20 protein-coding genes are annotated in these 25,013 nt (G+C 62.1%); 12 read left to right on the top strand and 8 right to left on the bottom strand.

Annotated features, from left to right (window positions below; translation table 11 throughout):
• Window positions 1-21: 21 nt before the first annotated feature.
• From ACM6IM_RS05040 to ACM6IM_RS05020, 5 genes are all read right to left on the bottom strand, one after another.
• Complete coding sequence (locus ACM6IM_RS05040) at window positions 22-297, bottom strand: bacteriocin immunity protein (RefSeq protein WP_201192811.1); 276 nt, start codon at window positions 295-297, stop codon at window positions 22-24.
• Complete coding sequence (locus ACM6IM_RS05035; protein WP_414864382.1) at window positions 287-2,836, bottom strand: S-type pyocin domain-containing protein; 2,550 nt, start codon at window positions 2,834-2,836, stop codon at window positions 287-289. Before ACM6IM_RS05035 ends, ACM6IM_RS05040 begins: the two co-directional genes overlap by 11 nt.
• Window positions 2,837-3,109: 273 nt before the next feature.
• Window positions 3,110-3,781: a DUF3313 domain-containing protein gene (locus tag ACM6IM_RS05030; protein WP_201192817.1), complete on the bottom strand. Its 672-nt coding sequence runs from the start codon at window positions 3,779-3,781 to the stop codon at window positions 3,110-3,112.
• A 161-nt stretch (window positions 3,782-3,942) separates the two neighbouring features.
• Window positions 3,943-4,422 carry a DUF934 domain-containing protein gene (locus tag ACM6IM_RS05025; RefSeq protein WP_201192820.1) on the bottom strand — a complete coding sequence of 160 codons (480 nt, stop codon included), beginning with the start codon at window positions 4,420-4,422 and terminating at the stop codon, window positions 3,943-3,945.
• The gene (locus ACM6IM_RS05020; protein ID WP_414864381.1) at window positions 4,419-6,092 is read right to left on the bottom strand and encodes a nitrite/sulfite reductase; all 1,674 of its coding nucleotides are present in this window, start codon (window positions 6,090-6,092) and stop codon (window positions 4,419-4,421) included. Before ACM6IM_RS05020 ends, ACM6IM_RS05025 begins: the two co-directional genes overlap by 4 nt.
• A gap of 312 nt (window positions 6,093-6,404) precedes the next feature.
• Here ACM6IM_RS05020 and ccoN point away from each other — a divergent pair, with 312 nt between their 5' ends.
• Together ccoN and ACM6IM_RS05010 are read left to right on the top strand one after the other, a co-directional pair.
• On the top strand, window positions 6,405-7,832 hold the full coding sequence (ccoN, locus tag ACM6IM_RS05015; RefSeq protein ID WP_414864380.1) for a cytochrome-c oxidase, cbb3-type subunit I: 1,428 nt from the start codon (window positions 6,405-6,407) through the stop codon (window positions 7,830-7,832).
• A 15-nt stretch (window positions 7,833-7,847) separates the two neighbouring features.
• The gene (locus ACM6IM_RS05010) at window positions 7,848-8,069 is read left to right on the top strand and encodes a cbb3-type cytochrome c oxidase subunit 3 (RefSeq protein ID WP_414864379.1); all 222 of its coding nucleotides are present in this window, start codon (window positions 7,848-7,850) and stop codon (window positions 8,067-8,069) included.
• A 68-nt stretch (window positions 8,070-8,137) separates the two neighbouring features.
• On the opposite strand, the gene ACM6IM_RS05005 is transcribed toward ACM6IM_RS05010, so the two are convergent.
• Both ACM6IM_RS05005 and ACM6IM_RS05000 read right to left on the bottom strand, forming a co-directional pair.
• Entirely contained in the window at window positions 8,138-8,632 is a 495-nt protein-coding gene (locus ACM6IM_RS05005; protein ID WP_192302899.1) for a hypothetical protein, read from the bottom strand.
• Window positions 8,633-8,781: 149 nt separating this feature from the next.
• Window positions 8,782-9,222 (bottom strand): carboxymuconolactone decarboxylase family protein, encoded by a 441-nt coding sequence (locus tag ACM6IM_RS05000; protein WP_414864378.1) that lies wholly within the window; start codon window positions 9,220-9,222, stop codon window positions 8,782-8,784.
• A 206-nt stretch (window positions 9,223-9,428) separates the two neighbouring features.
• On the opposite strand from ACM6IM_RS05000, the gene ACM6IM_RS04995 reads away from it, so the two are divergent.
• The 3 genes from ACM6IM_RS04995 to ACM6IM_RS04985 all read left to right on the top strand — a co-directional run bounded on the left by ACM6IM_RS04995 (window position 9,429) and on the right by ACM6IM_RS04985 (window position 11,884).
• Window positions 9,429-10,862: a PLP-dependent aminotransferase family protein gene (locus tag ACM6IM_RS04995; RefSeq protein WP_414864377.1), complete on the top strand. Its 1,434-nt coding sequence runs from the start codon at window positions 9,429-9,431 to the stop codon at window positions 10,860-10,862.
• Between the two features lie 123 nt (window positions 10,863-10,985).
• On the top strand, window positions 10,986-11,279 hold the full coding sequence (locus tag ACM6IM_RS04990) for an antibiotic biosynthesis monooxygenase family protein (protein WP_192302905.1): 294 nt from the start codon (window positions 10,986-10,988) through the stop codon (window positions 11,277-11,279).
• Window positions 11,280-11,473: 194 nt separating this feature from the next.
• Window positions 11,474-11,884 carry a cupin domain-containing protein gene (locus tag ACM6IM_RS04985; protein WP_414864376.1) on the top strand — a complete coding sequence of 137 codons (411 nt, stop codon included), beginning with the start codon at window positions 11,474-11,476 and terminating at the stop codon, window positions 11,882-11,884.
• A gap of 194 nt (window positions 11,885-12,078) precedes the next feature.
• On the opposite strand, the gene ACM6IM_RS04980 is transcribed toward ACM6IM_RS04985, so the two are convergent.
• Window positions 12,079-16,971 (bottom strand): NAD-glutamate dehydrogenase, encoded by a 4,893-nt coding sequence (locus ACM6IM_RS04980; RefSeq protein WP_414864375.1) that lies wholly within the window; start codon window positions 16,969-16,971, stop codon window positions 12,079-12,081.
• Window positions 16,972-17,485: 514 nt separating this feature from the next.
• Between ACM6IM_RS04980 and ACM6IM_RS04975 the strand changes: the two genes are divergently transcribed.
• The 7 genes from ACM6IM_RS04975 (at window position 17,486) to ACM6IM_RS04945 (ending at window position 24,922) form a co-directional block, all read left to right on the top strand.
• Window positions 17,486-17,839 (top strand): hypothetical protein, encoded by a 354-nt coding sequence (locus ACM6IM_RS04975; protein WP_414864374.1) that lies wholly within the window; start codon window positions 17,486-17,488, stop codon window positions 17,837-17,839.
• Window positions 17,840-18,079: 240 nt separating this feature from the next.
• Window positions 18,080-19,039 (top strand): AAA family ATPase, encoded by a 960-nt coding sequence (locus tag ACM6IM_RS04970; protein ID WP_192302915.1) that lies wholly within the window; start codon window positions 18,080-18,082, stop codon window positions 19,037-19,039.
• A gap of 5 nt (window positions 19,040-19,044) precedes the next feature.
• Window positions 19,045-19,989 carry a DUF58 domain-containing protein gene (locus ACM6IM_RS04965; protein ID WP_414864373.1) on the top strand — a complete coding sequence of 315 codons (945 nt, stop codon included), beginning with the start codon at window positions 19,045-19,047 and terminating at the stop codon, window positions 19,987-19,989.
• Window positions 19,986-20,480: a DUF4381 domain-containing protein gene (locus ACM6IM_RS04960; protein ID WP_192302919.1), complete on the top strand. Its 495-nt coding sequence runs from the start codon at window positions 19,986-19,988 to the stop codon at window positions 20,478-20,480. The genes ACM6IM_RS04965 and ACM6IM_RS04960 overlap by 4 nt, the downstream gene beginning before the upstream one ends.
• Window positions 20,473-21,552 (top strand): vWA domain-containing protein, encoded by a 1,080-nt coding sequence (locus tag ACM6IM_RS04955; protein ID WP_414864372.1) that lies wholly within the window; start codon window positions 20,473-20,475, stop codon window positions 21,550-21,552. Before ACM6IM_RS04960 ends, ACM6IM_RS04955 begins: the two co-directional genes overlap by 8 nt.
• Window positions 21,549-23,285 (top strand): tetratricopeptide repeat protein, encoded by a 1,737-nt coding sequence (locus ACM6IM_RS04950; RefSeq protein WP_414864371.1) that lies wholly within the window; start codon window positions 21,549-21,551, stop codon window positions 23,283-23,285. Before ACM6IM_RS04955 ends, ACM6IM_RS04950 begins: the two co-directional genes overlap by 4 nt.
• Window positions 23,282-24,922 (top strand): BatD family protein, encoded by a 1,641-nt coding sequence (locus ACM6IM_RS04945; protein ID WP_414864370.1) that lies wholly within the window; start codon window positions 23,282-23,284, stop codon window positions 24,920-24,922. The genes ACM6IM_RS04950 and ACM6IM_RS04945 overlap by 4 nt, the downstream gene beginning before the upstream one ends.
• Window positions 24,923-25,013 lie beyond the last annotated feature (91 nt).

Below are 25,013 nucleotides of genomic sequence, written 5' to 3'. Positions count from 1 at the left end.
CAAGTTGTCAACGAGATGGGTTTATTCCGGTTTGAAGCCGGGCTTGTTATTGGCTGCACGCCATTCCTTGACTGTCTTCAAGATGCCTTCGGCACTGTCTTCCTGACCTTCCTTTGGGTAGAAGATGACGTCTGAGCGGTCCGGGTGTTCCGTTATGAGTTCGAAGTGCGCGAGAAGATGATCCAGATACTTCTCCAGCGCCTTTCCTTTCAGCCCGGGGGGATAGTCGGTAAATCCTTGTAAAAAGGATAAGAACTCCGATTCAGTATAGTCTTCCAGCTTCTCTTTAAAGATCATGATTGCTTTCCTTGTGCAGCTGTATATGACGCCGTGGTGTCATTACTAAAATGTTATCGACCCCGTAAACATCACCCCCGCTAGAAACCTTGACGTCGTGATGCAGTTCGAACGTCTTGCGCCCCCCTAGCTGGTCAGCAAGTTGAGGATAAGGAGCCAGGCCTTCCATCATTCTGCTTAAGTTTCGAACAGAGAACTGTTGCCGTAGGGACGCATCTGCTGCCACAGCCTTCCAAAACGCCTCTCTAAACCGATGAAAGTTCGCAAACTCTTTACCCCTTAACTGATCGGCAATCTGCAATGGAACTGGCGCCCCATCTCCACGCGCAGCATCGCCCAACCATACCCCTGACACCACCCGCCCTGCCCCGGTCGCAACCCCCGGATCATCACGCCGATCACGAAACAACGCATCCGGCGAAGGCAGTTCCATATCTCCCGGAAACCCAGGAATACTCGCCCCAATCTCACCTTCGTCAACAGCCGGAAACGTCTGGTTTGGCGGTAGGACGGGGACGGCAGGGCTGCCGGGATAAATCAACGGATCGGTCGACGTGATCGGCGAAGCCGTCGAGTCAATATACTCGCTACCCGGTGGCACCAGAGGCTTCCAACTGCTGGCCGGCGGGATGGCCCAAGGAACCACCGCAGGAACTATCCCCACCCATCCTGCTGTGCTGTCCGGCGTCTTGATGCTGATTTTGTCGAGGTTAAAGGGATCCGTCCAAAATTCCGGCCGTTGCTCATAACGCAGCTCAAACTCACGGAACTCACCGACCCACGTGCTTTTCGGTGCATAGGGTGCGAAACCTTGTTCGACGCGCTTTTTGTTGATGTCATCCAATCCGGAGATCAGAACACGCTGTTCTCCGAGGGTTTGCCAGAAGGCTTTATCGAACGCATCGAACGATTTGAATTGGCGACCTCGGAACTGATCGCCGATTTCACTGGGGATGGCCGCACCTTGCGGTTGGCTGGCGGCCTTCCACCAATCCAGCGTCGCCGGTTGACCGGTCCCGGTGACCACGCCTGCGCCCATGGGCGGTACGTTGAACGACAGGTACAAGGGCTCCAGACCGGGCACGCAGACGATGCAATCCTGAATGCGCAGGTCGACACCTGCCGGGATATCTTGAATCTGCGGCTCCGTGACCATCAGCCTGGGCTGACTGCCACTGGCCGAGTCGGGCATCGCGTCGGGCGAGAACTCCACATATCGAGTCGGTGCACCCGGAACTACGGCGGTGTAGACGCCTGTCAGCGGATCAAGCACTGCACTCACGACCGAAACTCGCGGAGCGATTTCGCCCCCGGTACTGGCAACGATGATGGCGGTACCTTCCGGTGTGGCAACGGGTTTCAGCCGGTATTCGGCTTCTACCGAAGCACCAGTGCTGGCAGCATCATGCAACTCTTCGGAATCATGAAATTCCAGTGCGTGCGCCGGAATGACGACTGCTTCATACAATCGATTCCTTTGTTCGGGGGTTAATTCACCGTTGCCCAATTCACGGGTTGGAACAAGCATTCCAGCCATGAAAACGGCGACTTGCGGTCGCGTCACGGTGCTCAGGACGGAATAGGTGAGGATGGACGCACGCGTAGCAGCGGCGACCAGTTTCTGCGCATGGCCCCACTCGCCGCCGTGGCTCGGTAGCAGCCCGCCTGGCATTGTCGATTGTGCGATAGGGACGTGTAAGGTGTTAGCTTGCTTGACCCGTTCCAGACGTGTATCGGCATCCGCCTGCTGTTTGAATCGAATGCGCGCATCACGCTGTTCGGCTTGTAGACGATGCCGCTCCTGTTGTGCTTCCCGCTCACGCCAGATAACGGACTGCTCGGCGTGATGCTTGGCCAGGTCGTTGGATTTTTGCGCAAGTGCATTTATCTGGGTTGCTAACCACTGCGCCTCATGAGCGGCGTTGTAGGCGTTTTCCCAGGTTTGATGACCGCTGTTAAGCGCCTCGCCGAACTGCTCCAGCCGGGCCCGATAATCTGCTTCGGTGCGCGTGAGCGGATCGTGTCCATCGAATGAAAGTGCTGTTGCGTGCTTGATCCCAAGTTCCGCAGTTTTGCGGTTGATCAGCCCATCGATCTCGTTTTTTTCTTTGGTGATCAGGTACAGCTGCCAGCGCTCGGACGGATTGTGCACGGGAGGCTGTTGCGCTGCTGAAATTTCCTGTTCAAGGGATAACGTGAGTTTCTCGATTTTGGTCGCAAACGCCTGGTCGAGTTCGACCCTCACCGCGTTGTGACGCTGGACTAAACCCGCGAGCGCTTGTTGACGCGCCTGAACACGAGCCCGCCGCGCGGCTTCTGCCTGGTCCCTCGCCGCCTTTTCTGCCCGCTCCCTCTTGGCCGCTTTTCTGAGCGCGGCCGTCCTTCTACTGACACCGCCAAAATTACCCGACGCGCCGACCCGGTTGCCTCCTCCGCCGCCAATGCCGCCACCCCAACCGCCGACACCGCCAGAAGCAGGCGGGCCGGACCTGATAACGACATCCCCCGTAGATCCATCATGCAATGTTCGTTGTGCCATACAGTCTCTCCTTGTCTGTAAGGGCACAGCATGTGGATCGGACAATGATCAGGTGCGGTACATAGTTATCGCTTGCACAATTCAACCGGTCCCGTCCGGAAACTCGCGAGGTGATGCACGGATATAGCAGGAGTCCGGATTACCGGTGGTTTGTGGCGCAGTGATTTGGCTCCGCTGTGTTCTTGAAACCGCGAGCAGGCTCGCTTTCACAGGAGTGCGCGTGAGCCTGTGGGAGCGAGCCTGCTCGCGAAGGGACCCTCAGCCCCTAATACCTCATTTGGATTTGAGCTTCAGATACGACTGGTGCAGATCCGACGCCCAGCCATCGATCACGCCTTTCACGTCATCGGCCTTCATCACCTGCGAATCGTTTTCCAGCGGCTTGCCGGTGCCTTTGCGCACCACCTGCGCCAACACATGGTTGTTGCCGCCATCGAGGAACACCGCTTCGGTGGCCAGGTCGGTTTCCTGGTCGCGAATGCCGCTGGCGGTACTCACCGCCGCCGCCACCAGCGCGATCGGAATCACTTCATAAGGCTTCAGGCCTTCGGTCTTGCTGCTGACGGCGGTGATCGCCGCCCGCACCACGATCACACCCGGCCCGGGACCGGACGCCAGTGGCAGGGATTTACCGATCTCACGCTTGAGCGCCTGATCGTAATAACTGGTGATGCCGTTCAAGGTGGCCTGCGGAATCTTCACCGTTGGTTGAGGCTTGGGGTACAACTGGGTTGGCTCGACGTACACGCTTTTGTATTTGTCGATGTCCAGCTTCGGATCGATCCAGCGCATCACCACCGCACCCGACGGCGACTTGGCCTCCTTGAGCTGGCTGTAATCCTTGAGGAACCCGGAATACTGATCCGGCTCGACGGTCTTGCTGGCGCAGCCCACCACGCCGATCGAGGCGATGCAGACGGTGCTCACTATCAATGCCAGCTTCATGCGGTAACTCCTGTAGGCGGTCGACGACAGTTGGGGAACGGTGTAACAGGTATAGCCAATGCCGCAGGTTTTGCCTTGGAAAATCACCGTCAATTGACAGACTCCGGACCCTGTAAGAGCGAGCCTGCTCGCGATAGGGCCGACTCAGCCCACGAGGGTGTCTAGCGCCTGCGAAACAACGGCCTCGGCTCAATCACCGAGCGCCCATACAACACGCTCATCCCCGCCAATCCCTTGAGCGCGTCTTCGGCGGACTTGTCTTCGCGCACGGCAAAACTGTCGAAGCCGCATTGACGCATATGGCTGAGCTGATCGCGCAGGACGTCGCCGATGGCGCGCAGTTCGCCGGTCCAGCCCAGGCGGGTGCGCAGCAGGTACGCCTGGCTGTAGGCGCGGCCATCACGGAAACTGGGAAAGTCCAGGGCGATCAATGGCAGCGTGTCGAACCAGGGTTCGAGGCGCTGCACCTCGTCATCCGGCCCCAGCCACACACCCTGCCGTTGCGGGTCCTGCAGCCAGCTCTCCAGCGGCAATATCAGCGGACCGGCGGGGCGAGCGACCTCGGGCTCGCGGACCAGCGTCCACGGATCATCGCTGACCCTGCGCGCCTCACCCATGTGCAGTCGCAACAGGTTGTTCATGCCGACGCCTCCAGCACTTTCGGATACACCACTTCCTTGAACGGCTCCAGGCCGATGCGCTGCAAGGTGTCGACGAACAGCTCCTCGCTTTCGCGGTAGCGCACGAAGGTTTCGATGATGCGTTCGATCACACCGGGCACTTCACTGGCACTGAAGGACGGGCCGATGACCTTGCCCAATGCGCTGTCTTTGCCTTGCGCACCGCCGAGGGTGATCTGGTACCACTCGCTGCCGTTTTTATCGACGCCAAGAATGCCGATGTTGCCGATGTGGTGGTGACCACAGGCATTCATGCACCCGGAAATGTTCAGGCTGATGTCGCCCAGGTCATGCAGGTAATCCAGGTCTTCGAAGCGCGCCTGGATGCCTTGGGCAATCGGGATCGACTTGGCATTGGCCAGGGCACAGAAATCGCCGCCGGGGCAGGCAATGATGTCGGTGAGCAAACCGGCATTGGCACTGCCCAGACCCTGTTCACAGGCCAGCGTCCACACTTCGAACAGCTTGGCTTTAGGCACATCCGGCAGGACGATGTTCTGTTCATGGGCGATGCGAATCTCGCCGAATCCGAACTGCTCGGACCACGCCGCCACGGCCTCCATCTGCTGCGCAGTCACGTCGCCCGGCGGTGCGGCGGCCCCGGGTTTGGTCGACAGCACCACGCTGGCGTAGCCCGACACCTTGTGCGGCTGCACGTTGCGCGTCACCCAACGAGCAAAGGCCGGGTTCTCGGCCATTCGCGTGCCAAACGCCAGGTCGGTGTTGGCCAACGCCTGGTAATCCGGCGGCAGAAAGGCGCTTGCGACCCGTTCATACTCTTCGTCGGTGAGCTGGGCCGGGCCGTCCTTGAGGTATTGCCACTCCTCCTCCACTTCCTTGGCGAAGGCTTCGATACCCAGCGCCTTGACCAGAATCTTGATCCGCGCCTTGTACTTGTTGTCCCGCCGGCCGTGACGGTTGTAGACCCTCAGCACCGCTTCGACGTAGGACAGCAAGTGGTGCCACGGCAGCCCTTCACGAATCTGCAGCCCGAGGATCGGTGTGCGCCCCAGGCCGCCCCCGACCATGACCCGCAACAGCATTTGCCCGTAGGTGCCGCGATACAGGTAAAGCCCGATGTCATGCATCATGATGGCCGCGCGATCCTGCTCGGCGGAACAGATGGCGATCTTGAACTTGCGCGGCAGGAACAGGAATTCCGGATTGATGGTCGACCACTGCCGGAGGATTTCCGCCAGTGGACGCGGGTCGATCAACTCGTCTGCCGCTACCCCGGCAAAGGCTTCGGTGGTGATGTTGCGCACGCAGTTGCCCGAGGTCTGGATCGCATGCATGTTCACCTCGGCCAGGCGTTCGAGGATCTGCGGGACCTGATCGAGTTCGATCCAGTTGAACTGCAGGTTTTGCCGGGTGGTGAAATGGCCGTAGCCACGATCGTAATCCCGGGCGATGCTCGCGAGCGTACGCATCTGCCGCGTATCGAGCGTCCCATAGGGAATCGCCACGCGCAGCATGTAGGCGTGTTTTTGCAGGTACAGGCCGTTCTGCAGGCGCAACGGCAGGAATTCCTCTTCGCTCAACTCGCCGGCCCGGTAGCGTTCGACCTGGTCGCGAAACTGCGCAACCCGCTCGAACACCAGGGCGCGGTCATAGTCGTCATATTGATACATCTGGCTGCCTCATCAGGGTTCTTCGAGCCTTCGGTCATTGCACCGCTCCCACAGGGATGGCGTCGGGAGGCGAGTTCCGTGGTTCGTTTTGAGAGCGTGACTATGAGCCCCCGGCACAGTGCACGACAGATTCACCTGAAGGTTAAAAAACCGGATCAGAATGCAGCATGTCACCGTTGGCATGGCTGCGGATCTGATCCGCATAAATGAAGTTTTACTGAGTCTGTTTTGTTTCTTCCGGGGTTTCTACAGTGCAGGGGCATGCCAGTCCGGGTGGCCTGGCAAGACTTTGCAACCGTGGAAGCATTGACCATGAGCACAGCAACAATCGGACAGGCCTACAACTACAAGGTCGTCCGCCAATTCGTCATCGCGACCGTGTTCTGGGGCGTGGTGGGGATGGCAATGGGGGTGTGGATCGCCTCGCAACTGGTGTGGCCCGAGATGAACCTCGACCTGCCCTGGACCACCTTCGGCCGCCTGCGGCCGCTGCACACCAGCCTGGTGATCTTCGGCTTCGCCGGCAGCGCCCAGTTCGCCGCCAGTTACTACGCCGTGCAGCGCACCTGCCAGGTACGCCTGTACTCCGACACCCTCGCCGCCTTCACCTTCTGGGGCTGGCAATCGGTGATCGTGATCATGCTGGTCACCCTGCCGCTGGGCTACACCACCACCAAGGAATACGCCGAGATCGAGTTCTCCGGCGCGGTGTGGATGGCGGTGGTCTGGGTCGCCTACGCCATCGTGTTTTTCACCACCGTGGTGCAACGCAAGACCAAGCACATCTACGTCGGCAACTGGTTCTTCGGCGCGTTCATCGTGGTGATCGCCATGCTGCACGTGGTCAATCACCTGTCGATCCCGGTGGACTGGTTCAAGTCCTACCCGGTGTATTCCGGCGCCACCGACGCCATGGTCCAGTGGTGGTACGGCCACAACGCCGTGGGCTTTTTCCTCACCACCGGCTTCCTCGGCATGATGTATTACTTCGTGCCCAAGCAAGTCGGCCGGCCGGTCTACTCCTATCGCCTGTCCATCGTGCACTTCTGGGCGCTGATCACCCTGTACATCTGGGCCGGGCCGCACCACCTGCACTACACCGCCCTGCCCGACTGGGCGCAGTCGCTGGGCATGGCGATGTCGCTGATCCTCCTGGCCCCCAGCTGGGGCGGCATGATCAACGGCATGATGACCCTCTCGGGCGCCTGGCATAAGTTGCGCAGCGACCCGATCCTGCGCTTCCTGGTGCTGTCCCTGGCGTTCTACGGCATGTCGACCTTCGAAGGGCCGATGATGGCGATCAAGACTGTCAACGCCCTCTCCCACTACACCGACTGGACCATCGGCCACGTGCACGCCGGGGCCCTGGGCTGGGTGGCGATGATCACCTTCGGCGCCACCTACCACATGGTGCCCAAAGTCTTCGGGCGTGAGCAGATGCACAGCACCCCGCTGATCAACCTGCACTTCTGGCTCGCGACCATCGGCACTGTGCTGTACATCGCCTCGATGTGGGTCAACGGCATCACCCAGGGCCTGATGTGGCGCGCGATCAACGACGACGGCACGCTGACCTACTCCTTCGTCGAAGCCTTGCAGGCCAGCCACCCCGGCTTTGTGGTGCGCTTTGCCGGTGGCGTGTTCTTCCTCAGCGGCATGCTGCTGATGGCCTACAACGTCTGGCGCACCGTGCGGGTGGCGGACGTGCGCCTGGCCGAACGTGAAGCGCAGATTGCCTGAGGCAAGGAGATTGAGATGGGCGAGATACTGCTGAACTTACTGTTTGTCGCCGGGCTGTGGCTGGCGGTCGAATACTGTCTGAAGCGGGAGACCGCGCAGAGCCTGGACGACGCCAGCCTGATCCCCTTCGCCGACGATCCGGAAGTGGCGCGGCGCGTGGAGCTGGCGACCGGCAAGGTCGTCAAGGCGGTGACGCCCGAAGAAGCCAGGCCGGGGTATGTAAACCTCGATATGTGATGCAACGGCAAACCCTGTGGGAGCGAGCAGGCTCGCTCCCACACTGAATGGGATTCAACGTCAGGGATTCAGCCGCGCTCGCGGGGAATCAGGCTCTGCAACTGCTGCGCCAGAAAATTCGCATCGAAAGTAAAGTTGTCGGACTCCTTCAAGCCGTTGGTCTTGCGCCATTGCCAGCTGTCCGACGGCGGCAGGCACACCAGCGAAATGCTGCCATACCGCGCCGCCGTCAGGCCCATCACCGCCAGGGAAATCTGCCCGCCTGCGCCCATCACGTCGGGCAGGAACTCCACGGGTTTGCCGGCGATCACGATACTGAGCTTCTCCGTCTTGAACGTCGAAGTCTCCAGCGGAACGCTCGGCCCCGAAGCCACATAGGCTTCGCGTGATACTTCCAGCAGGTTCGGTGCCTGGACCGGTTCCAGCCATTGCTGGATCTGATCGAACAGTTCGGTGATGCGTGTCGTCCACACCGCCGATTGCGCCTCGAACAGTTGTTGTTTGTGCGCCTTGCCGTCTGCGTAGTGGCGAAGCATCTCACCCAGTTGCTGTACGTCGTCCATTGCGATGTTCCTTTGGTGGAAGCCGTGCTGCGGACCCTGAGCATGGCAGATGCCGACGCCGGCCGTACAAATCAATGATGGCCGGGCACAACGCACACCGGCGATTCGACGACAGCTCGCGCTCACAGAAAGCCAGGCTGGCGGTCTGATCAGGCGTTGGGGGCCTGCCGGAAGCTGACGGCCAGGCGATTCCAGCTGTTGATCGTAGTGACGGCAATGGTCAGGTCGACCAGTTCGTTTTCGCTGAAGTGCTGTCGGGCCTGCTCGTAGACGTCGTCCGGCACGTGGCTGTCGGCAAGCAACGTGACCGATTCGGTCCAGGCCAGCGCCGCGCGCTCGCGCGGGTTGAAAAAGTTGCTGTCGCGCCAGACCACGATCGAATACAGGCGCCGGTCGGTCTCGCCGAGGCGCCGCGCATCCACCGAGTGCATGTCGGTGCAGAAGGCGCAGCCATTGAGTTGTGAAGCGCGGATCTTGATCAGGTGCAGCAACTCCGGCTCGATGCTCAGGTGGCTGGTCAGCGCCTCCATGGCAATCATGGCTTTCATCGCCTTGGGCGATGCGCTGTAGTAATCCAGGCGGGACGTCATGACTAGCCTCGGGGGTCGATGGGGACTGTTCAAAATTAGGCGCTGATGCCTCGCCGTGACAGAGCCAATTACGCGAAATACCAGTGGACCATTGCGTAAAAAGACCAATCCCGGGTTTTTGCACCACGCAACTTCTGCGCATCCACGCTTGCGGGTAATCTTGCGCGACGCAAACGCGCGTCAACTGCCCCAGGAGCCCCGTCGGTATGGAACTTCATGTAGTCATCAACGGCCGCAAGGACCTGGCTGGCCAGTTGTACAACCAGTTGCGCAGCGCCATCGAATCCGGCCGCCTGGCCGCCGGCACGCAGTTGCCGCCCAGCCGCCTGCTGGCGGAACAACTGGGCATCTCGCGCAAGACCATTTCCGACACCTATGCGCAACTGACGTACGAGAACTTCCTGACCGGTGTGATCGGCAAGGGCACGTTCGTCAACACCCGGCCAGCGAAAGCACAGCCCAAGCAGAGCCATACGCAACTGGCGAGCGCCGAGGTCATCGAGTCCTGGCGCAACCTGCCGGTGTTCCTGCGCCACCCGACCCTGGAAGGCTCATTGCGTTATGACTTCATCGGTGGCGCCACCAGCAAGGGCCAATTCCCCCAGGACGACTGGCGACGCTGCACCGCCCACGCGCTGCGCCAGATCGCCGGTTCCAAGGGGTTCTACAGTTTGCCCGAAGGCCTCCCGGCGCTGCGCAACGCAATCGCCCGGCACATCGCATTTTCCCGTGGGGTGAACTGCCAGGATGAAGATGTGGTGGTGTGCAACGGCGCGCAACAGGCGCTGGACCTGATCTCCCGGGTGATGACACGCCCCGGCAGCATCGTTGCCATGGAAGACCCCGGCTATCCGCCCGCGCGCCTGTTGTTTGGCAGTCATGGCGCCACGGTGGTCGGCGTACCGGTGGACGCCGAAGGCATTCAGGTCGACAAAATCCCCGACGGAACCCGCCTGATCTATGTGACCCCCTCACACCAGTTTCCCCTCGGCATCGCGATGAGCCAGGCTCGCCGAGCAGCACTGCTCGAACGGGCCCGCGAATTGGGCGCGATCATCATCGAGGACGACTACGACAGCGAATTCCGCTACGAAGGCCGCCCCACCGACTCCCTGCAAAGCATGGACGAGCACGGGATCGTCGCCTACGTGGGGACCTTTTCGAAGACCCTGCTGCCGGAACTGCGCCTGGGCTACATGATTCTGCCGCCGGCGATCCTCGACGCGGTGGTCCGCGCCAAGCAACTGACCGACCTGCACACCTCCACCCTGCCCCAGTGGGCACTGGCCAAGTTCATCGCCGAAGGTTGCCTGCTCAAGCACATCCGGCGCTGTCATACGATCTATGCCGGACGGCGCGAACGCCTGCTGTCGCGTGTTGCCGGGGATCTGGCCCCCTGGCTCGAGGCGATCCCGAGCACCGCCGGTTTCCACATGACGCTTAGATGCAAAACACCTATCGATATGCCGTTGTTGGTCGAACTGGCAAAAAAAGTCGAGGTCGGCCTGTACCCCATCGAGCCCTTCTACTACCAGCAAACACCCCAGGCCGGCCTGCTCATGGGCTTTGGCGCCATTGAAACCCTGGACATCGACACCGCACTGGACCGGCTGAGGGACCTCTTGCAGCAGGTGGCGTAAGGCATTGGCCTGGGGTTTTATCCGGCGATTGGCTATTGGCGGTCCGGGAGTGCAGGCCTATTCTGCATGGGCGTTGTCCCTCAATGAGCAGGATTCGTCCGGCCTGATTCAGGAGTGTGAGTAATGTCCAACGAAGTGATCAATACCGTAAAGGTGCAGGCCGTCTCCGGCCGCTCGGAAGAGCTGGGCAAGCAACTGCAAAAGATTGTCGAAACCCTGCGCGAGTTACCGGGCTGTGAATCCTATATGGTCGACCGCTGCCCCGAGGACAGCAACCGCTGGAACGTCAGCGCCCGCTGGCAATCGGAAGCGGCCATGCACAGGCATTTCAACTGCCCGGAAGTCCAGGGTTTCATCGGCCTGATCGACAACCAACTGGCGAACGCCGTGGATTTCAACAGTTTCCCCCTCCGCTGACACGCTTGAAAGATCGCAGTCTTCGGCGACGCCTGCAGGGCCATGGGTACCTCTGCAAGCCTCGCCGCAGGCTGCGATCTTTTTTGTGCGCGAGCAGGATTGGTCCCCTCGCCTTCACGAAAATTGGCCGTTTGAACACCCGGGTACGCGGTCTACTCTGGTCCCTGACGACTAACCACTGCAGGTGATAATCCATGAAAGCTTTGCACTTGTGTGCCGCTCCGCTGGCGGCTCTCGCCCTGACCCTCTCGGCCTCGGCATTTGCCCACGACCCCTCGGAAAAAGTCACGATCCTGCAGGACGAAGTCCTCAAGAACGTCCCGGACAAAAAAGCCCTGATGCTCGAAGTCGACTACAAGCCCGGCCAGTCGTCCATCGCCCACAAACACGAAGGGACGGCGATGGCGTACGTACTGTCCGGATCGATTGTTTCCCAGGTCAAGGGCGAACCGGCAAAAACCTACAAGGCGGGCGAGTTCTGGTACGAACCGGCCGGCTCGGAACACCTGGTGTCGAAAAACGCCAGCAAGACCAAGCCGGCCAAGCTGCTGGTGTTCATGGTGTTGTCGCCGGACGAGAAAGTGTTGATTCCGCTGGAACATTGAACAGACACGCGAGCGGTAATCCCAGTGTGGGAGCGGGCTTGCTCGCGATAGCGATAGACCTGCCGACAACTCAGTCGACTGTGCCGCCGCCTTCGCGAGCAAGCCCGCTCCCACAGGGTTTTGCGGCGAGCCCGATTTCGGCCATAAAAAAGCCCCGTATCTTTCGATACGGGGCTTTTTCATTCAACGCCTGATCAGGCCGGTTCCAGCTCCGCGCTGGTCTGGGCTGCAGCAGGCACTACCGCTTGTCCGCTCAACGCCAGATCCAGCAACTCACGGTTGGCCACCGCATACATGGCGTAGTCCGTACCGCTGGCGGCACGGATTTCCACCAACATGGAGCGCCAGCGCTCGATCATGCTCTCGTGCTGCGCCATCCACGCCTCCAGACGGGCTTCCACCGAGCCTTCGCCCAGTTGCAGCACCGAGATGGTGATGGCGCGCTGTTGCCAGTCGACGTCATCGCGGAACGCTTCACGGGCCAGGGCCTGCCAGTTGTTTTCAACCGGCAAGGCACTGATCTGTTGCAGGTACCAGGTGATGTCCAGCTTCTCGCCCACCGCGAAGTAGGCCTTGGCCACTTCGGCAGGGTCCTGGCCGGTCACGTCGGACGCCTCGATGACAGGCAGCAGGGTGTACAGGTGCGAGGTACCCGCCACCATACGTGCCAGCAACTCCGGCACACCCGCTTCGACGTAAGCCAGGTAACGCTTCTGCCAGCCCTCCCGGGTCGGGCCTTCCAGCAGTTCGTCGAGCTTCAGGCCCAGCTCCTTCAGGTGCGGGCCGAAATGCGCGACGTCACGGGCGGCGTTCTGCTCGTTGCGGCGGGCACGCAGGAACCAGCGCGTGGCGCGACGGCCCAGGCGCATCAGCTCGTCCATCATCTCCAGTTGCACGTCAGCGGACACCTTGTAGTCCAGGGCTTCGATCTGACGGAACCAGTGCGGGAGGTGGAAAATGTCCCGAACGATGACATAAGCACCCGCAACATTCGCCGGGCTCATGCCGGTCGACTCCTTGAGTCGCTGAACGAAGGTGATGCCCATGTGGTTCACCAGGTCGTTGGCGATCTGGGTGCTGACGATTTCGCGCTTCAGGCGGTGACGGCGCATGGCCTCGGAGAACTTGCTCACCAGGGTTGGCGGGAAAGCGGTTTCCATGTCCCGGGTCAGGTACTCGTCATCCGGCACCAGGGACTCGAGCAATTGTGCCTTGAGGTCGATCTTGCTGTAGGAGATCAGGACCGACAGCTCCGGACGGGTCAGGCCGTGGCCCGCCGCGACGCGTTCGTTGATCTGGTCTTCGGACGGCAGGAACTCGATGGCACGGTCCAGCTTGCCGCGACTTTCCAGGTCGTTCATCAGGCGCTTGTATTCAGCGATGCGTGGCAATGCACGACGCGCCGCCAGGGACAGGGCCTGGGTCTGCTTGTAGTTGTTGCCCAGCACCAGGCCACCGACTTCGTCGGTCATGCTCGACAGCAACTGGTTGCGCTGCTTGTCGGTCATGTCGCCGGCCTGAACCACTTCGTTCAGCAGGATCTTGATGTTCACTTCATGGTCGGAGCAGTCCACGCCACCTGCGTTGTCAATGAAGTCGGTGTTGGAACCGCCGCCATTGAGACCGAACTCGACGCGGCCCAATTGGGTCATGCCCAGGTTACCGCCCTCGCCCACGACCTTGCAGCGCAGCTCATTGCCGTTCACGCGCAACGCATCGTTGGCCTTGTCGCCGACGTCGGCGTGGCTCTCGCTGCTGGCCTTGACGTACGTACCGATACCACCGTTCCACAACAGGTCCACCGGCGCCTTGAGCAAGGCGTTCAGCAGTTCGGTCGGGGTCAGTTTGTCGGCCTGGATGTCGAAGCGCTCTTTCATCTGCGGGGAAATCGCGATGCTTTTCGCGCTGCGGGAGAAGATCCCGCCGCCTTCGGACATGATGCTGGTGTCGTAATCCGACCACGCCGAACGCGGCAGGTCGAACATGCGCTGACGCTCGGCGAAGCTGGTCGCCGGGTTCGGGTTCGGGTCGATGAAGATGTGCAGGTGGTTGAACGCCGCGACCAGTTGCAGCTTGTCGGACATCAGCAAGCCGTTACCGAACACGTCACCGGCCATGTCGCCGACGCCCACGACTGTAATGCTGTCTTCCTGGACATTGATGCCGCGCTCGCGGAAGTGACGTTGCACGCCCACCCACGCGCCCTTGGCGGTGATGCCCATTTTCTTGTGGTCGTAACCGGCCGAGCCGCCGGAGGCGAACGCATCGCCCAGCCAGAAGCCGTAGTCGATGGCGATGCCGTTGGCGATGTCGGAGAAGGTCGCGGTGCCCTTGTCCGCAGCGACGACCAGGTACGGGTCATCGTCGTCATGGCGCACGACGTTGGCCGGCGGAACCAGCACGCCGTCCTTCAGGTTGTCGGTGATGTCCAGCAGGCCGGAAATGAAGATGCGGTAGCAGGCGATGCCTTCCGCCGCGATCTCGTCCCGGCCGCCGCCCAGTGGCAGGCGACGTGGCAGGAAGCCACCCTTGGCGCCCACCGGCACAATGACCGAGTTCTTCACCTGCTGGGCTTTTACCAGGCCCAGCACTTCGGTGCGGAAGTCTTCCTCACGGTCGGACCAGCGCAGGCCACCGCGCGCCACGTTGCCAAAGCGCAGGTGCACGCCTTCGACCCGTGGCGAGTAAACGAAGATCTCGAATTTCGGCACCGGCTTGGGCAGCTCGGGGATCAGGTGCGGGTTGAACTTGAAGCTGAAGTACGACTTGTTCTGACCATTGGCATCGGCCTGGTAGAAGTTGGTCCGCAGGGTCGCCTTGATCAGGTCCAGGTAACGACGCAGGATGCGGTCTTCGTTGAGCACCTGAACCTCATCCAGGGCGCTGAGAATCGCGTGTTCCAGGCGTTGCTGCTTGTCGTCCAGATCGTCGCCGCTGAGCTTGCGCGCCAGGTAGAAACGAGTCTTGAACAACCGGGTCAACTCGCGGGCGATGTCGGTGTGGTTGTTCAGGGTGCTGGCGATGTAGCCCAGATCGAAGCCCAGGCGGATCTGCTTCATGTAGCGGGCGTAGGCACGCAGCAGCGCCACATCGCGCCATGGCAGGCCGGCGGTCAGCACCAGGCGGTTGAAGGCATCGTTCTCGGCATCGCCGCGCACGATGTGGACGAAGGCGTCCTGCAGGGTGTCGTTGAGTTGCTGGATGTCCAGGTCCAGGCCTTCGGCGGCGGTGAACGCGAAGTCATGGATCCAGAACTCGCGACCGTTGGTGTGACGCAGACGATAAGGGAATTCACCGAGCACACGCAGACCGAGGTTTTCCAGGATCGGCAGCACGTCGGACAGTGCCAGCGGGGTGTCGGCGTGATACAGCTTGCAATGCAGCTCGCGCTGGCCGGACACCTGGCCCAGTGGCTGATAGAAGCTCATCACCAGCGGGTTCTTTTCGTTCAGGCTCAGCAGGTGCTGCATGTCGACCACGGCCGAATGCGCCGCGAAACGCTCGCGATAACCGGCCGGGAAGCCTTTCGGGAAGTCGGCCAGCACGTTGGTGCCGTGGGCTTCGCCGAAGCTCTCGACGGTCAGGGCGGCGTAATCGTCCTGCCAGCTGCGGCAGGCCTGGATCACTTCGTTTTCCAGTTGCTGCGGGTCGATGTCGATGCGGTTTTTCGGGTCGACGCGCAGAATCAGTTGCACGCGGGCCAGCACAGACTCGGAGAAGAAGGTCCAGAACTCGCAATCCGAGGCCTTCAGGCGATCCATCAGGACCTGCTGGATCTTCTGGCGCACTTCGGTGGAGTAGATGTCACGCGGCACATAGGCCAGGCAGTAGCAGAAACGGCCGTACGGGTCCTTGCGCAGGAACACGCGGATCTTGTTGCGTTCCTGGATCTGCACGATCGACATCACGGTGCTGAACAGTTCGTCCACCGGGGTCTGGAACAGATCGTCCCGTGGCAGCACTTCGAGGACCTGTGCCAGTTCCTTGCCCAGGTGAGCCTTGGCCTGGAAGCCGGAGCGGCGTTCGATTTCCGCCACCTTGCGACGGATGTACGGAATGACCCGCACGCTCTCACCGTACACCGACGAAGTGTACAGGCCCATGAAGCGGCATTCCTTGATGACCTTGCCATCGGCGTCGATTTCACGGATCGACACGTAGTCAGGGTAAGCCGGACGGTGGACACGGCTCGGGTGCGCAGCCTTGGCGAACGACAGCAGGGTCGGTTCGCGCAGGTAGTTCACGGCGTAGTCTTCGATGCGCAGGTCATCGTAGGTCAGGCCGACACGCAGCAGCTTGGCCAGGCCCAGGAAGGAGCTCTGGTCGTATTCGATGTGACCGCCATCGGCCTGGTCGGTGACCACGAACTCTTCGTAGCCGAGGAAGGTGAAGTGGTTGCCCACCAGCCATTCCAGGAAGCTCTTGATTTCGTTCTTTTCTTCGGCATCGACGGCGAAACGGCTGTTGTCCAGGTTGGTCAGGATTTCCTGGACCTTGGCCTTCATCGGCTCGAAATCGGTGACCGCGACGCGCACTTCACCCAGCACCTGCTCCAGCTCTTTGCTCAGCACGTTCAGTTCGGCGGTATTGGCGCAACGGTCGATTTCCAGGTACATCAGCGACTCTTGCAGCACGTCGTCGCCCTGGGTGCCTTTTGGCAGGATTTCCAGCAATTCGCCCTTGCTGCCACGACGCACGCTCAGCACGGTGGTCTGCAGGGTGTGAATGCTGTAGCCGCGACGGTTCAGCTCGGTGCGTACCGAGTCCACCAGGAATGGCAGGTCGTGGTGCAGCACTTCGACCGCGGTGTGGGTCGACTGCCAGCCGTGGCGTTCGTAATCGGGGTTGTAGACGCGCACTTGCGGTTGCGCGTGATCGAAGCGCTCAAGCAGGCGCCACGCAGAAAGGGTACAGCCAGCGAGGTCGGACAGGCGACGCTGGGTCAGCTCGTCCAGGGAAATGATGCCGAAGAATTGTTCAGCGAACAGCGCCACTTGTGGCAGTGCCTGTTCACTGATGTGCTGCGCCAGTGCCGCTTGCAGTTGGTGCTGGAAGTCGGCTTTGCTGGCTGCGGTGAAGAACGCCATCTGTGGTACTCCGCTTGGGCTTGTTATTGATTGAAGCGTCGCGTGCAACACCCCTTTCGGGGCGATCCGTCATCCTGTTCCTGATTCTCGGGCAGAGGAAACAGGGTGACAGGTGGGTGAAGCTGGACGGGACACTCAGGTCACATTCACCTTCCGTGAATGGGCATCTGCAAAAACCACCGTGCGATCAATTGCACACTCTCTTTACAGGCAGGTTTTACAGATATCCATTCGATGCGCAGCTTAACCAGTGCGGCAAGGCCGGTGCTTGCAGTGCTGCGACATATTCGGTCATCGGAATGCAGCTGGCGCGACATGCCTCGAACAACACTAGCAGCCGCGAGGGAAATTGGGCGTTTTATCCCCGTATTTACGGCACGGGCGTACCAGAAATGACCGACAGGACATCGGATGTTCACGAAGGATTCGTCGAGTCAGCCAAGCAGAAATGCCCGAGGGCTGGCAGAATTGCCTTTTGTCGCTTTCACAACGCTCGTCGAGCCAGGAATTCCCCATGCAAATGACCACCGCCCTGTTGATCGTCAACCCGTGCGACGACGAAGAAGACAACATGGCCATGCTGGCCTGCCACAGCAACCAGGGGGAAATGTTCCTGATGACCCGCTATCCGGACGAGGACGAGCTGGAAATCACCCTCGACGGCGAACCTTCGACCCTGGACGGCGTGAAAGTCACCCTCAGCCCGACTCGCCTGCTGATCGAAATCGCCGCCGCGGATGCCGATGCGCTCAATGGTGATGATTCGCTGGAAATCATTCACGGCACCGATGCGGGTGACCTGGCGGAGGTTGAGGAGACCTTGCGCAACATTCTCAAGGGCACCGGGACCTACATCAGCGAACTTTGATGGCGTTTGTGCGGGCCCCGTCGCGAGCAGGCTCGCTCCCACAGGGGCTATACGAACGGCTTCTTTGTGGGAGCGAGCGTGCTCGCGATGGCGCTCGCCAGGTCGCCACCGTTCCCATCATTTCCCACACTTTGCACAAAATGCCGTTAGTCGCCGCCCCCCGCGATGGATTAAAGTAACGCCCCCAGCCCTGGCGTTAATTCGAACGTCTTCGGTCACCCTTTCCAGGAACAGTCATCGATGGAACATCGTGAAGCGCTAATCGCGCTGCGAACCTTTCTTTCAACGCAGATTCTCGGCCAGGAAAAACTCATCGAGCGCTTGCTCATCGCCCTGCTCGCCGATGGCCACATGCTGGTCGAGGGTGCACCGGGCCTGGCCAAGACCAAGGCCATCAAGGAGCTCGCCGAGGGCATCGAAGCCCAGTTCCATCGTATCCAGTTCACCCCCGACCTGCTGCCCGCCGACATCACCGGCACGGAGATCTATCGCCCGGAAACCGGCAGCTTCGTGTTCCAGCAAGGCCCGATCTTCCACAACCTGGTGCTCGCGGACGAAATCAACCGGGCCCCGGCCAAGGTGCAATCGGCCCTGCTCGAAGCCATGGCCGAGCGCCAGGTCAGTGTCGGGCGCAGCACCTACGAGTTGTCGCCGCTGTTCCTGGTGATGGCCACGCAGAACCCGATCGAGCAGGAAGGCACCTATCCGCTGCCCGAAGCTCAGCTCGACCGCTTCCTGATGCACGTGAAAATCGGCTTTCCGGACGCCGCGGTCGAACGCCGCATCCTGCAACAGGCCCGTGGCGAAGCGCTGAACGGCGAAACCAAGCCGGAACGCCGGGTCAGCCAGCAGGCAATCTTCGCCGCGCGCAAGGAAATCCTCGGCCTGTACATGGCCGACGCCGTGGAGGAATACCTGGTGCAACTGGTCATGGCCACGCGCACCCCGGCCAAGTTCGACCCGGAGATGGCCGAGTGGATCGCCTATGGCGCCAGCCCGCGCGGTTCGATCGCCCTGGACCGCTGCGCCCGGGCCCACGCCTGGCTGGCCGGTCGCGACTTCGTCAGCCCGGAGGACATTCAGGCCGTGCTGTTCGACGTGCTGCGCCATCGCATCATCCTGTCCTTCGAAGCCGAGGCCGCCGGCATTGACCAGGACCGGGTGGTCCAGCGAATTCTCGACGTCGTAGCCGTCGCTTGACCCCGATGAACGCCCACCTGCCGCCCGAGCCGGGCATCCGCATCAGCCTCTCCGACCTGATCGAGATGCGCCATCGCGTGCGCGAAGTGCAACTGTTTTCCACGCCGAGCCAGCGCAGCCCGCTGATCGGCCTGCACCACTCCAAGCTGCGGGGTCGCGGGGTGGATTTCGATCAGGTGCGGGTCTACCAGGCCGGTGACGACGTGCGCACCATCGACTGGCGCGTCACCGCCCGAACACAGGAACCGCACACCAAGCTGTTCCATGAAGAGCGCGAGCGACCGATCTTCATCATGGTCGAGCAAAGCCGTCGGCTGTTCTTCGGTTCCGGGCTGATGTTCAAGTCTGTGCTCGCCGCCCAGGCCGCGAGCCTGATCGGTTGGGCGGCGCTCGGTCATAACGACCGGGTGGGCGGGCTGGTGTTCGGCGACAAAGAGCACTACGAGATCAAGCCACGCCGTAGCAAACAAAGCCTGCTGCAACTGCTCAACCGGCTGGTGCGGGTCAATCAATCCCTGCACACCGAAACCGAACAGAATCGCGACACCCTCAACCTGGCCCTGCGCCGCGCCCGTGAAGTCTTGCGCCCTGGCAGCCTGGTGATTCTGATCTGCGACGAGCGTGCGTTGACCGAGGGCACCGAACAGCAATTGAGCCTGCTGTCGCGCCATTGCGACCTGCTGCTGTTGCCGGTATCCGACCCGCTGGACCACGCCCTGCCCGCCGCCGGCCTGCTGCGCTTCGCCGAACGTGGCGCGCAACTGGAGATCGACACCCTGAACTTCGAGCTGCGCCAGACCTATCGCGCCCAGGCCGAGGCGCGGATCGCCCGCTGGGAACTGCTGGCGCAAAAGCTGCGGGTGTTGTTGATGCCATTGAGCACCCAGAGTGAAATGGTCGAGCAACTGCGCGAGTACCTCAACCCACAGAATGCGGGGACGGGTCGATGAGCAGCCTGGACCAGTTGCAACCGCTGATTTCGCCGCCGCCCATCAGCCTCTGGCCGCCGGCGCCGGGCTGGTGGCTGTTGCTGCTGGCACTGGGGCTGATCGCATTCGGTCTGTGGAAAGCCCGAAGCCTGCTGCCGAGCAAGCGCCTCATCGTGCGCGCCGAACAACCCCTGGACCCGGTGCGCCTCGCCGCACTGGCGGAACTGGCGCTGCTGCCCAAACCCTACGACGGCGCCCCGGCCGGTGCCTGGCTGCAGCAGCTCAACGGCCTGCTCAAGCGCCTGTGCCGCAACCATTACCCCTACAGCCAGAGCCATACCCTCAACGGTCGCCAATGGCTGGCATTCCTCGACAACCGCTGCCCCGCCGCCGGCCTGACGCGCTGGATGGTGCTGGTCGAAGGCGCCTACAAACCCGAATGCAAACTCGACGACAAGGCCATCGCCGGCCTGACCCAGGCCGTCGACACCTGGATTCGCAAACATGTTTGAATTTGCCTGGCCGTGGATCTTCGCCCTGCTGCCGCTGCCGTGGTTGATGCGCCTCGTGCTGCCGGTGGCCGACAGCGGCGAGCCGGCGCTCAAGGTCAGCTTCCTTGGCGACCTCGAAGGCCTGGCGCGACGCCGTGCCCGGGCCAACCTGCCGGCCTGGCGCCAACAGGCACCGTTCATATTGCTGTGGCTGTTTCTGCTGATTGCCGCAGCGCGCCCGCAGTGGCTCGGCGAACCGCTGCCGATTGCCGCCAGTGGCCGCGACCTGCTGGTGGCGGTGGACGTGTCCGGTTCCATGGATTTCCCCGATATGCAGTGGCAGGAGGACGAGGTCAGCCGCCTGACGCTGGTGCAACACCTGCTCGGCGACTTTCTGGAAAGCCGCGACGGCGACCGGGTCGGCCTGATCCTGTTCGGCAGCCGGGCTTACTTGCAGGCGCCGCTGACCTTCGATCGACGTACGGTGCGAATCTGGCTCGACGAAGCGCGGGTCGGCATCGCCGGCAAGAACACCGCCATCGGCGACGCCATCGGCCTGGCCCTCAAGCGCCTGCGCCTGCGCCCGGCACAAAGCCGTGTGCTGATCCTGGTCACCGACGGCGCCAACAATGGCGGCGAAATCGACCCCTTGACGGCGGCACGGCTGGCGGCCCGGGAAGGGGTAAAGATCTACACCATCGGCATCGGCGCCGACCCGGAGCAGTCCGGCACCCCGGGCTTTCTCGGCGTCAACCCGAGCCTGGACCTCGATGAGCCGGCGTTGCAAGCCATCGCCGCCGCCACCGACGGCCAGTATTTCCGTGCTCGTGATGGCGCGCAGCTACAGGCGATCAAGCAAACCCTCGATCAACTGGAGCCGGTGACTCAACAACCGACCCAGGCCCGCCCCGCACAGGCGCTGTACCACTGGCCGCTGGCGATGGCGCTGCTGCTGAGCATGTTGCTGGTCGTGCGCGAACGCTGGCCGGACAACCCGCTGCAGCGCCTGTTCACCAAGGACCTGCTGTCCCAGACCGCCCTGCCCGACTGGCGCCAGCGGCTCAGGCGCCTGCGCCTGCGGAGGCGCCGATGAGCGCTCTCTGGCCTTACTGGTTCCGGCCCGGGTGGCTGTTGCTGGTGCCGCTGCTTGGCTGGTTGCTCTGGCAGCTGTGGCACCGGCAGAAACGCGCCGGGCGCTGGCAGATGATTCTGCCCCCGGCGTTCCACGCCGCACTGCTCAGTGGTGGTAACGGTCGCGACAGCAAGTTGCCGTGGGCGGCGCTCGGCGTGGCCTGGTTGCTGACGGTTCTGGCGCTGCTCGGACCGAGCTGGGAGCGTGTCGAGCAAAACAGCCAGAAACCGGCTGACCCGCTGGTGGTGATTCTGGAGCTGACCCCGGAAATGCTCGCCACCGACGTTACGCCCAACCGCCTGGAACAGGCACGCCGCAAGCTGTTCGACCTGCTGCAGAACCGCAGCGATGCACAGACCGCCATCGTCGTCTACGCCGGCAGTGCGCACACGCTGGTGCCGCTGTCGGACGATCTCGCCACCAGTCGCAATCTGCTGGATGCGCTCAAACCGTCGCTGATGCCCCAGGCCGGTCATCGCGCCGACCTGGCGGTGACCAAGGCCCTGGCATTGCTGAATCAGGGTGCATTGGGCGATGGCCGCATCCTGCTGATCGGTTCGTCCTTGAACGAACTGGAGCGCGAAGGCATTCAGCAGGCGCTGGATGGCAAATCGACCCAGTTTTTGATGCTCGGCGTCGGCACGGCCGAAGGATCGCCGATCACCCAGGAAGATGGCAGTTTCCTCAAGGACGATCAGGGCGCGATCCTGGTCCCGCACCTGGACGAGCCGAGCCTGAAAGCCTTCGTCAATGACCTCGACGGCCGTTATCGCCATGCGCGGCTCGAGGATGCCGACCTGCGCGGCCTCGGCCTGCTCGGTGGTCCGCGCAACCTGCGCGATGACGGCCAGACCCTGCGTCTCGATACCTGGGCCGACCAGGGTTACTGGCTGTTACTGCCTCTGTTGTTCCTCGCAGCCTGCGCCGGGCGGAGGGGCTGGTTGTTCTGTGTGCCGCTGCTGTTCCTGCTGCCACAACCAAGTTACGCCTTCGACTTCAAGGATTTGTGGTTGCGTCCCGATCAGCAGGGCCTGCACCTGCTCAAGCAGAAGCGCCCGGCCGAGGCCGCGCAGCACTTCGAGAATCGGCAATGGCAAGGCGTCGCGCTCTATGAGGCCGGCGACTACAGTGGCGCCGTCCAGCGCTTCGCCGAAGGCAATGATGCCCACGCCCACTACAATCGAGGCAACGCCCTGGCCAGGAGCGGTGAGCTGGAAGCCGCGCTGGACGCTTACGAACAGGCGCTGGAGCTGCAACCGGACTTGCGGCCGGCGCTCACCAACAAGGCGCTGGTGGAAAACCTGCTGAAGCAGAAGAAGGCGCCCAAGCCAGTCGAGCCGGATAATAACCAAGACGACAAGACAGACGCCCCGCAGGAACCACAGCCCGGCGCCGCCACGCAGCCGGCCAACGCCGACGAATCCAGGCCCGACGCACAGGCGCCCGCCACAGAGACACAGGACCCGGAAACGGCACCGCCACGACCGGGCAGCAATGAAGTGCCCGGTAGCGAGCTGGGCGACGAACAAAGCACCACCCCGCCCCTGCGCCCGGCCAGCGATGCCATCGACGGCGAACAGCGCCAGGCACTGGAGCAATGGCTGCGCAAGATCCCGGATGACCCGGGAGAATTGCTGCGGCGCAAATTCTGGTACGAACAGCAACAGCATCAGGATCAGGAAAAAACTCGATGACCCGCTTCACCGTTTTCTTGGCCGCCCTTCTACTCTGGACCCTGCAGGCCCAGGCTGCGGAGTTGGTCGCCAGTGTCGACCGCACTCGCCTGAACTCCGGCGAAACGGTCGAGCTGACCCTGGAAACCAACGATGTGACGCAGTTCGGCAAACCCGACCTGACGGCGCTGGAGCCTCTGTTCGAGGTGCGCGGCACGCGCCAGGTCAACCAGTTGACCACCATCAACGGCGACAGCCGCGCCACCACCCGCTGGATCATTACCCTGCTGCCACGCCAGAACGGCAGTGTGGTGATTGCCCCGCTGAAACTGGGCGACGTGCAGAGCCAGCCCATCACCCTGCAAGTGGTCGAAAGCGAAAGCCGCGACACCACCGGCACGCAGGCACCGGTGTTCATCGAGGCCAGCCTCGATCAGTCCAGCGTGTACGTGCAGGCCCAGGCGATCCTGACGCTGCGTATCTACCATTCCGTCTCGCTGTACGACGACAGTAACCTGACCCCCTTGCAGATCCCTGACGCGCGTATCGAACAGCTGGGTGAATCACGCACTTACGAAAAGGACATCAATGGCCTGCGCCACGGCGTGATCGAACTGCGCTATGCGATCTATCCGCAACACAGTGGCCAGTTGACCATACCGGCACAGATCTTCAGCGCCACCCTGGTGGACCCGCAGCCAGCCCAGGACATCGAAGCCCAGGTGCCGAAATCCGGCAAGCTGATGCGGGTCAGCTCGGCCGAGCTGATGCTGACCGTCAAGGCCAAGCCAGCCTCGTATCCGGCCGACGTCCCCTGGTTGCCGGCCCGAAGCCTGAGCCTGAGTGAAAGCTGGAACCCGGAGCCGGACCATCCGCAGGTTGGCGACTCGCTGACGCGCAGCCTGACCCTGAAGGCCGAAGGCCTGGCCAGCTCGCAACTGCCGCCGCTGCCGGGCACCGACGTCAACGGTTTGCGGCGCTACCCCGACCAGCCAGTGCTGGGCAATCAGCACAGTGAGCGCGGCCTGGTCGGCAGCCGTGAAGATCGCGAGGCCCTGGTACCCGTGCACAGCGGCGATATCGAGCTGCCGGCGGTGGATGTGGTCTGGTGGAACACCTTCGAGGACCACCTGGAACACACCAGCCTGCCGGCCCGCACCCTGAACGTGGCGAACAATCCCGGCCTGATCGTCGATACCCCGGCCGGCGTGCCAGCGGTTATCTCCGCTGCCGACAATGAAGCGCTGTGGTGGTGGAAACTCAGTACCCTGATCCTGGCCTGCACCACGCTTATGGGCTTCGGCCTCTGGTGGCGCGCCCGCTGGCAGCCGGCGATCCTGCGAGCCGCACAGACCGGCCCGAGCCCGCGCACGTTGCTCGATGACCTCAAGCGTGCCTGCCAGGCCAACGACACCCACGCCACCCGCCAGGCCCTGGACGCCTGGGCTCGCCAGCAACCGGAAACCCTGGCGGACATGGCCGCGCGCTTCGTTCCGCTGTCCGACGCACTGGATGGTTTGAACGGCGCGCTGTACAGCGAGACCGGCCAGCACTGGCAGGGTGAGGAGTTGTGGCGGGCGATCCGGACCATACCGATCGCCGAACGGACCCAGGACCCGCTGGGCGACAGCGGATTACCGCCGCTTTACCCCAAGTAAACGCAGCGAAGGCGCCAGCCCGTTACCCGCGATGGCGCCTGCTCCACCGCCTTCGCGAGCAGGCTCGCTCCCACAATGTCCGTGGCAACCC

Origin of the sequence: Pseudomonas sp. IT-P12 (assembly GCF_949767465.1) — a bacterium.
Lineage (GTDB): Bacteria > Pseudomonadota > Gammaproteobacteria > Pseudomonadales > Pseudomonadaceae > Aquipseudomonas.
Note: the sequence above shows the minus strand (reverse complement) of the source record. Positions and strands in the feature narration are given on the sequence as shown.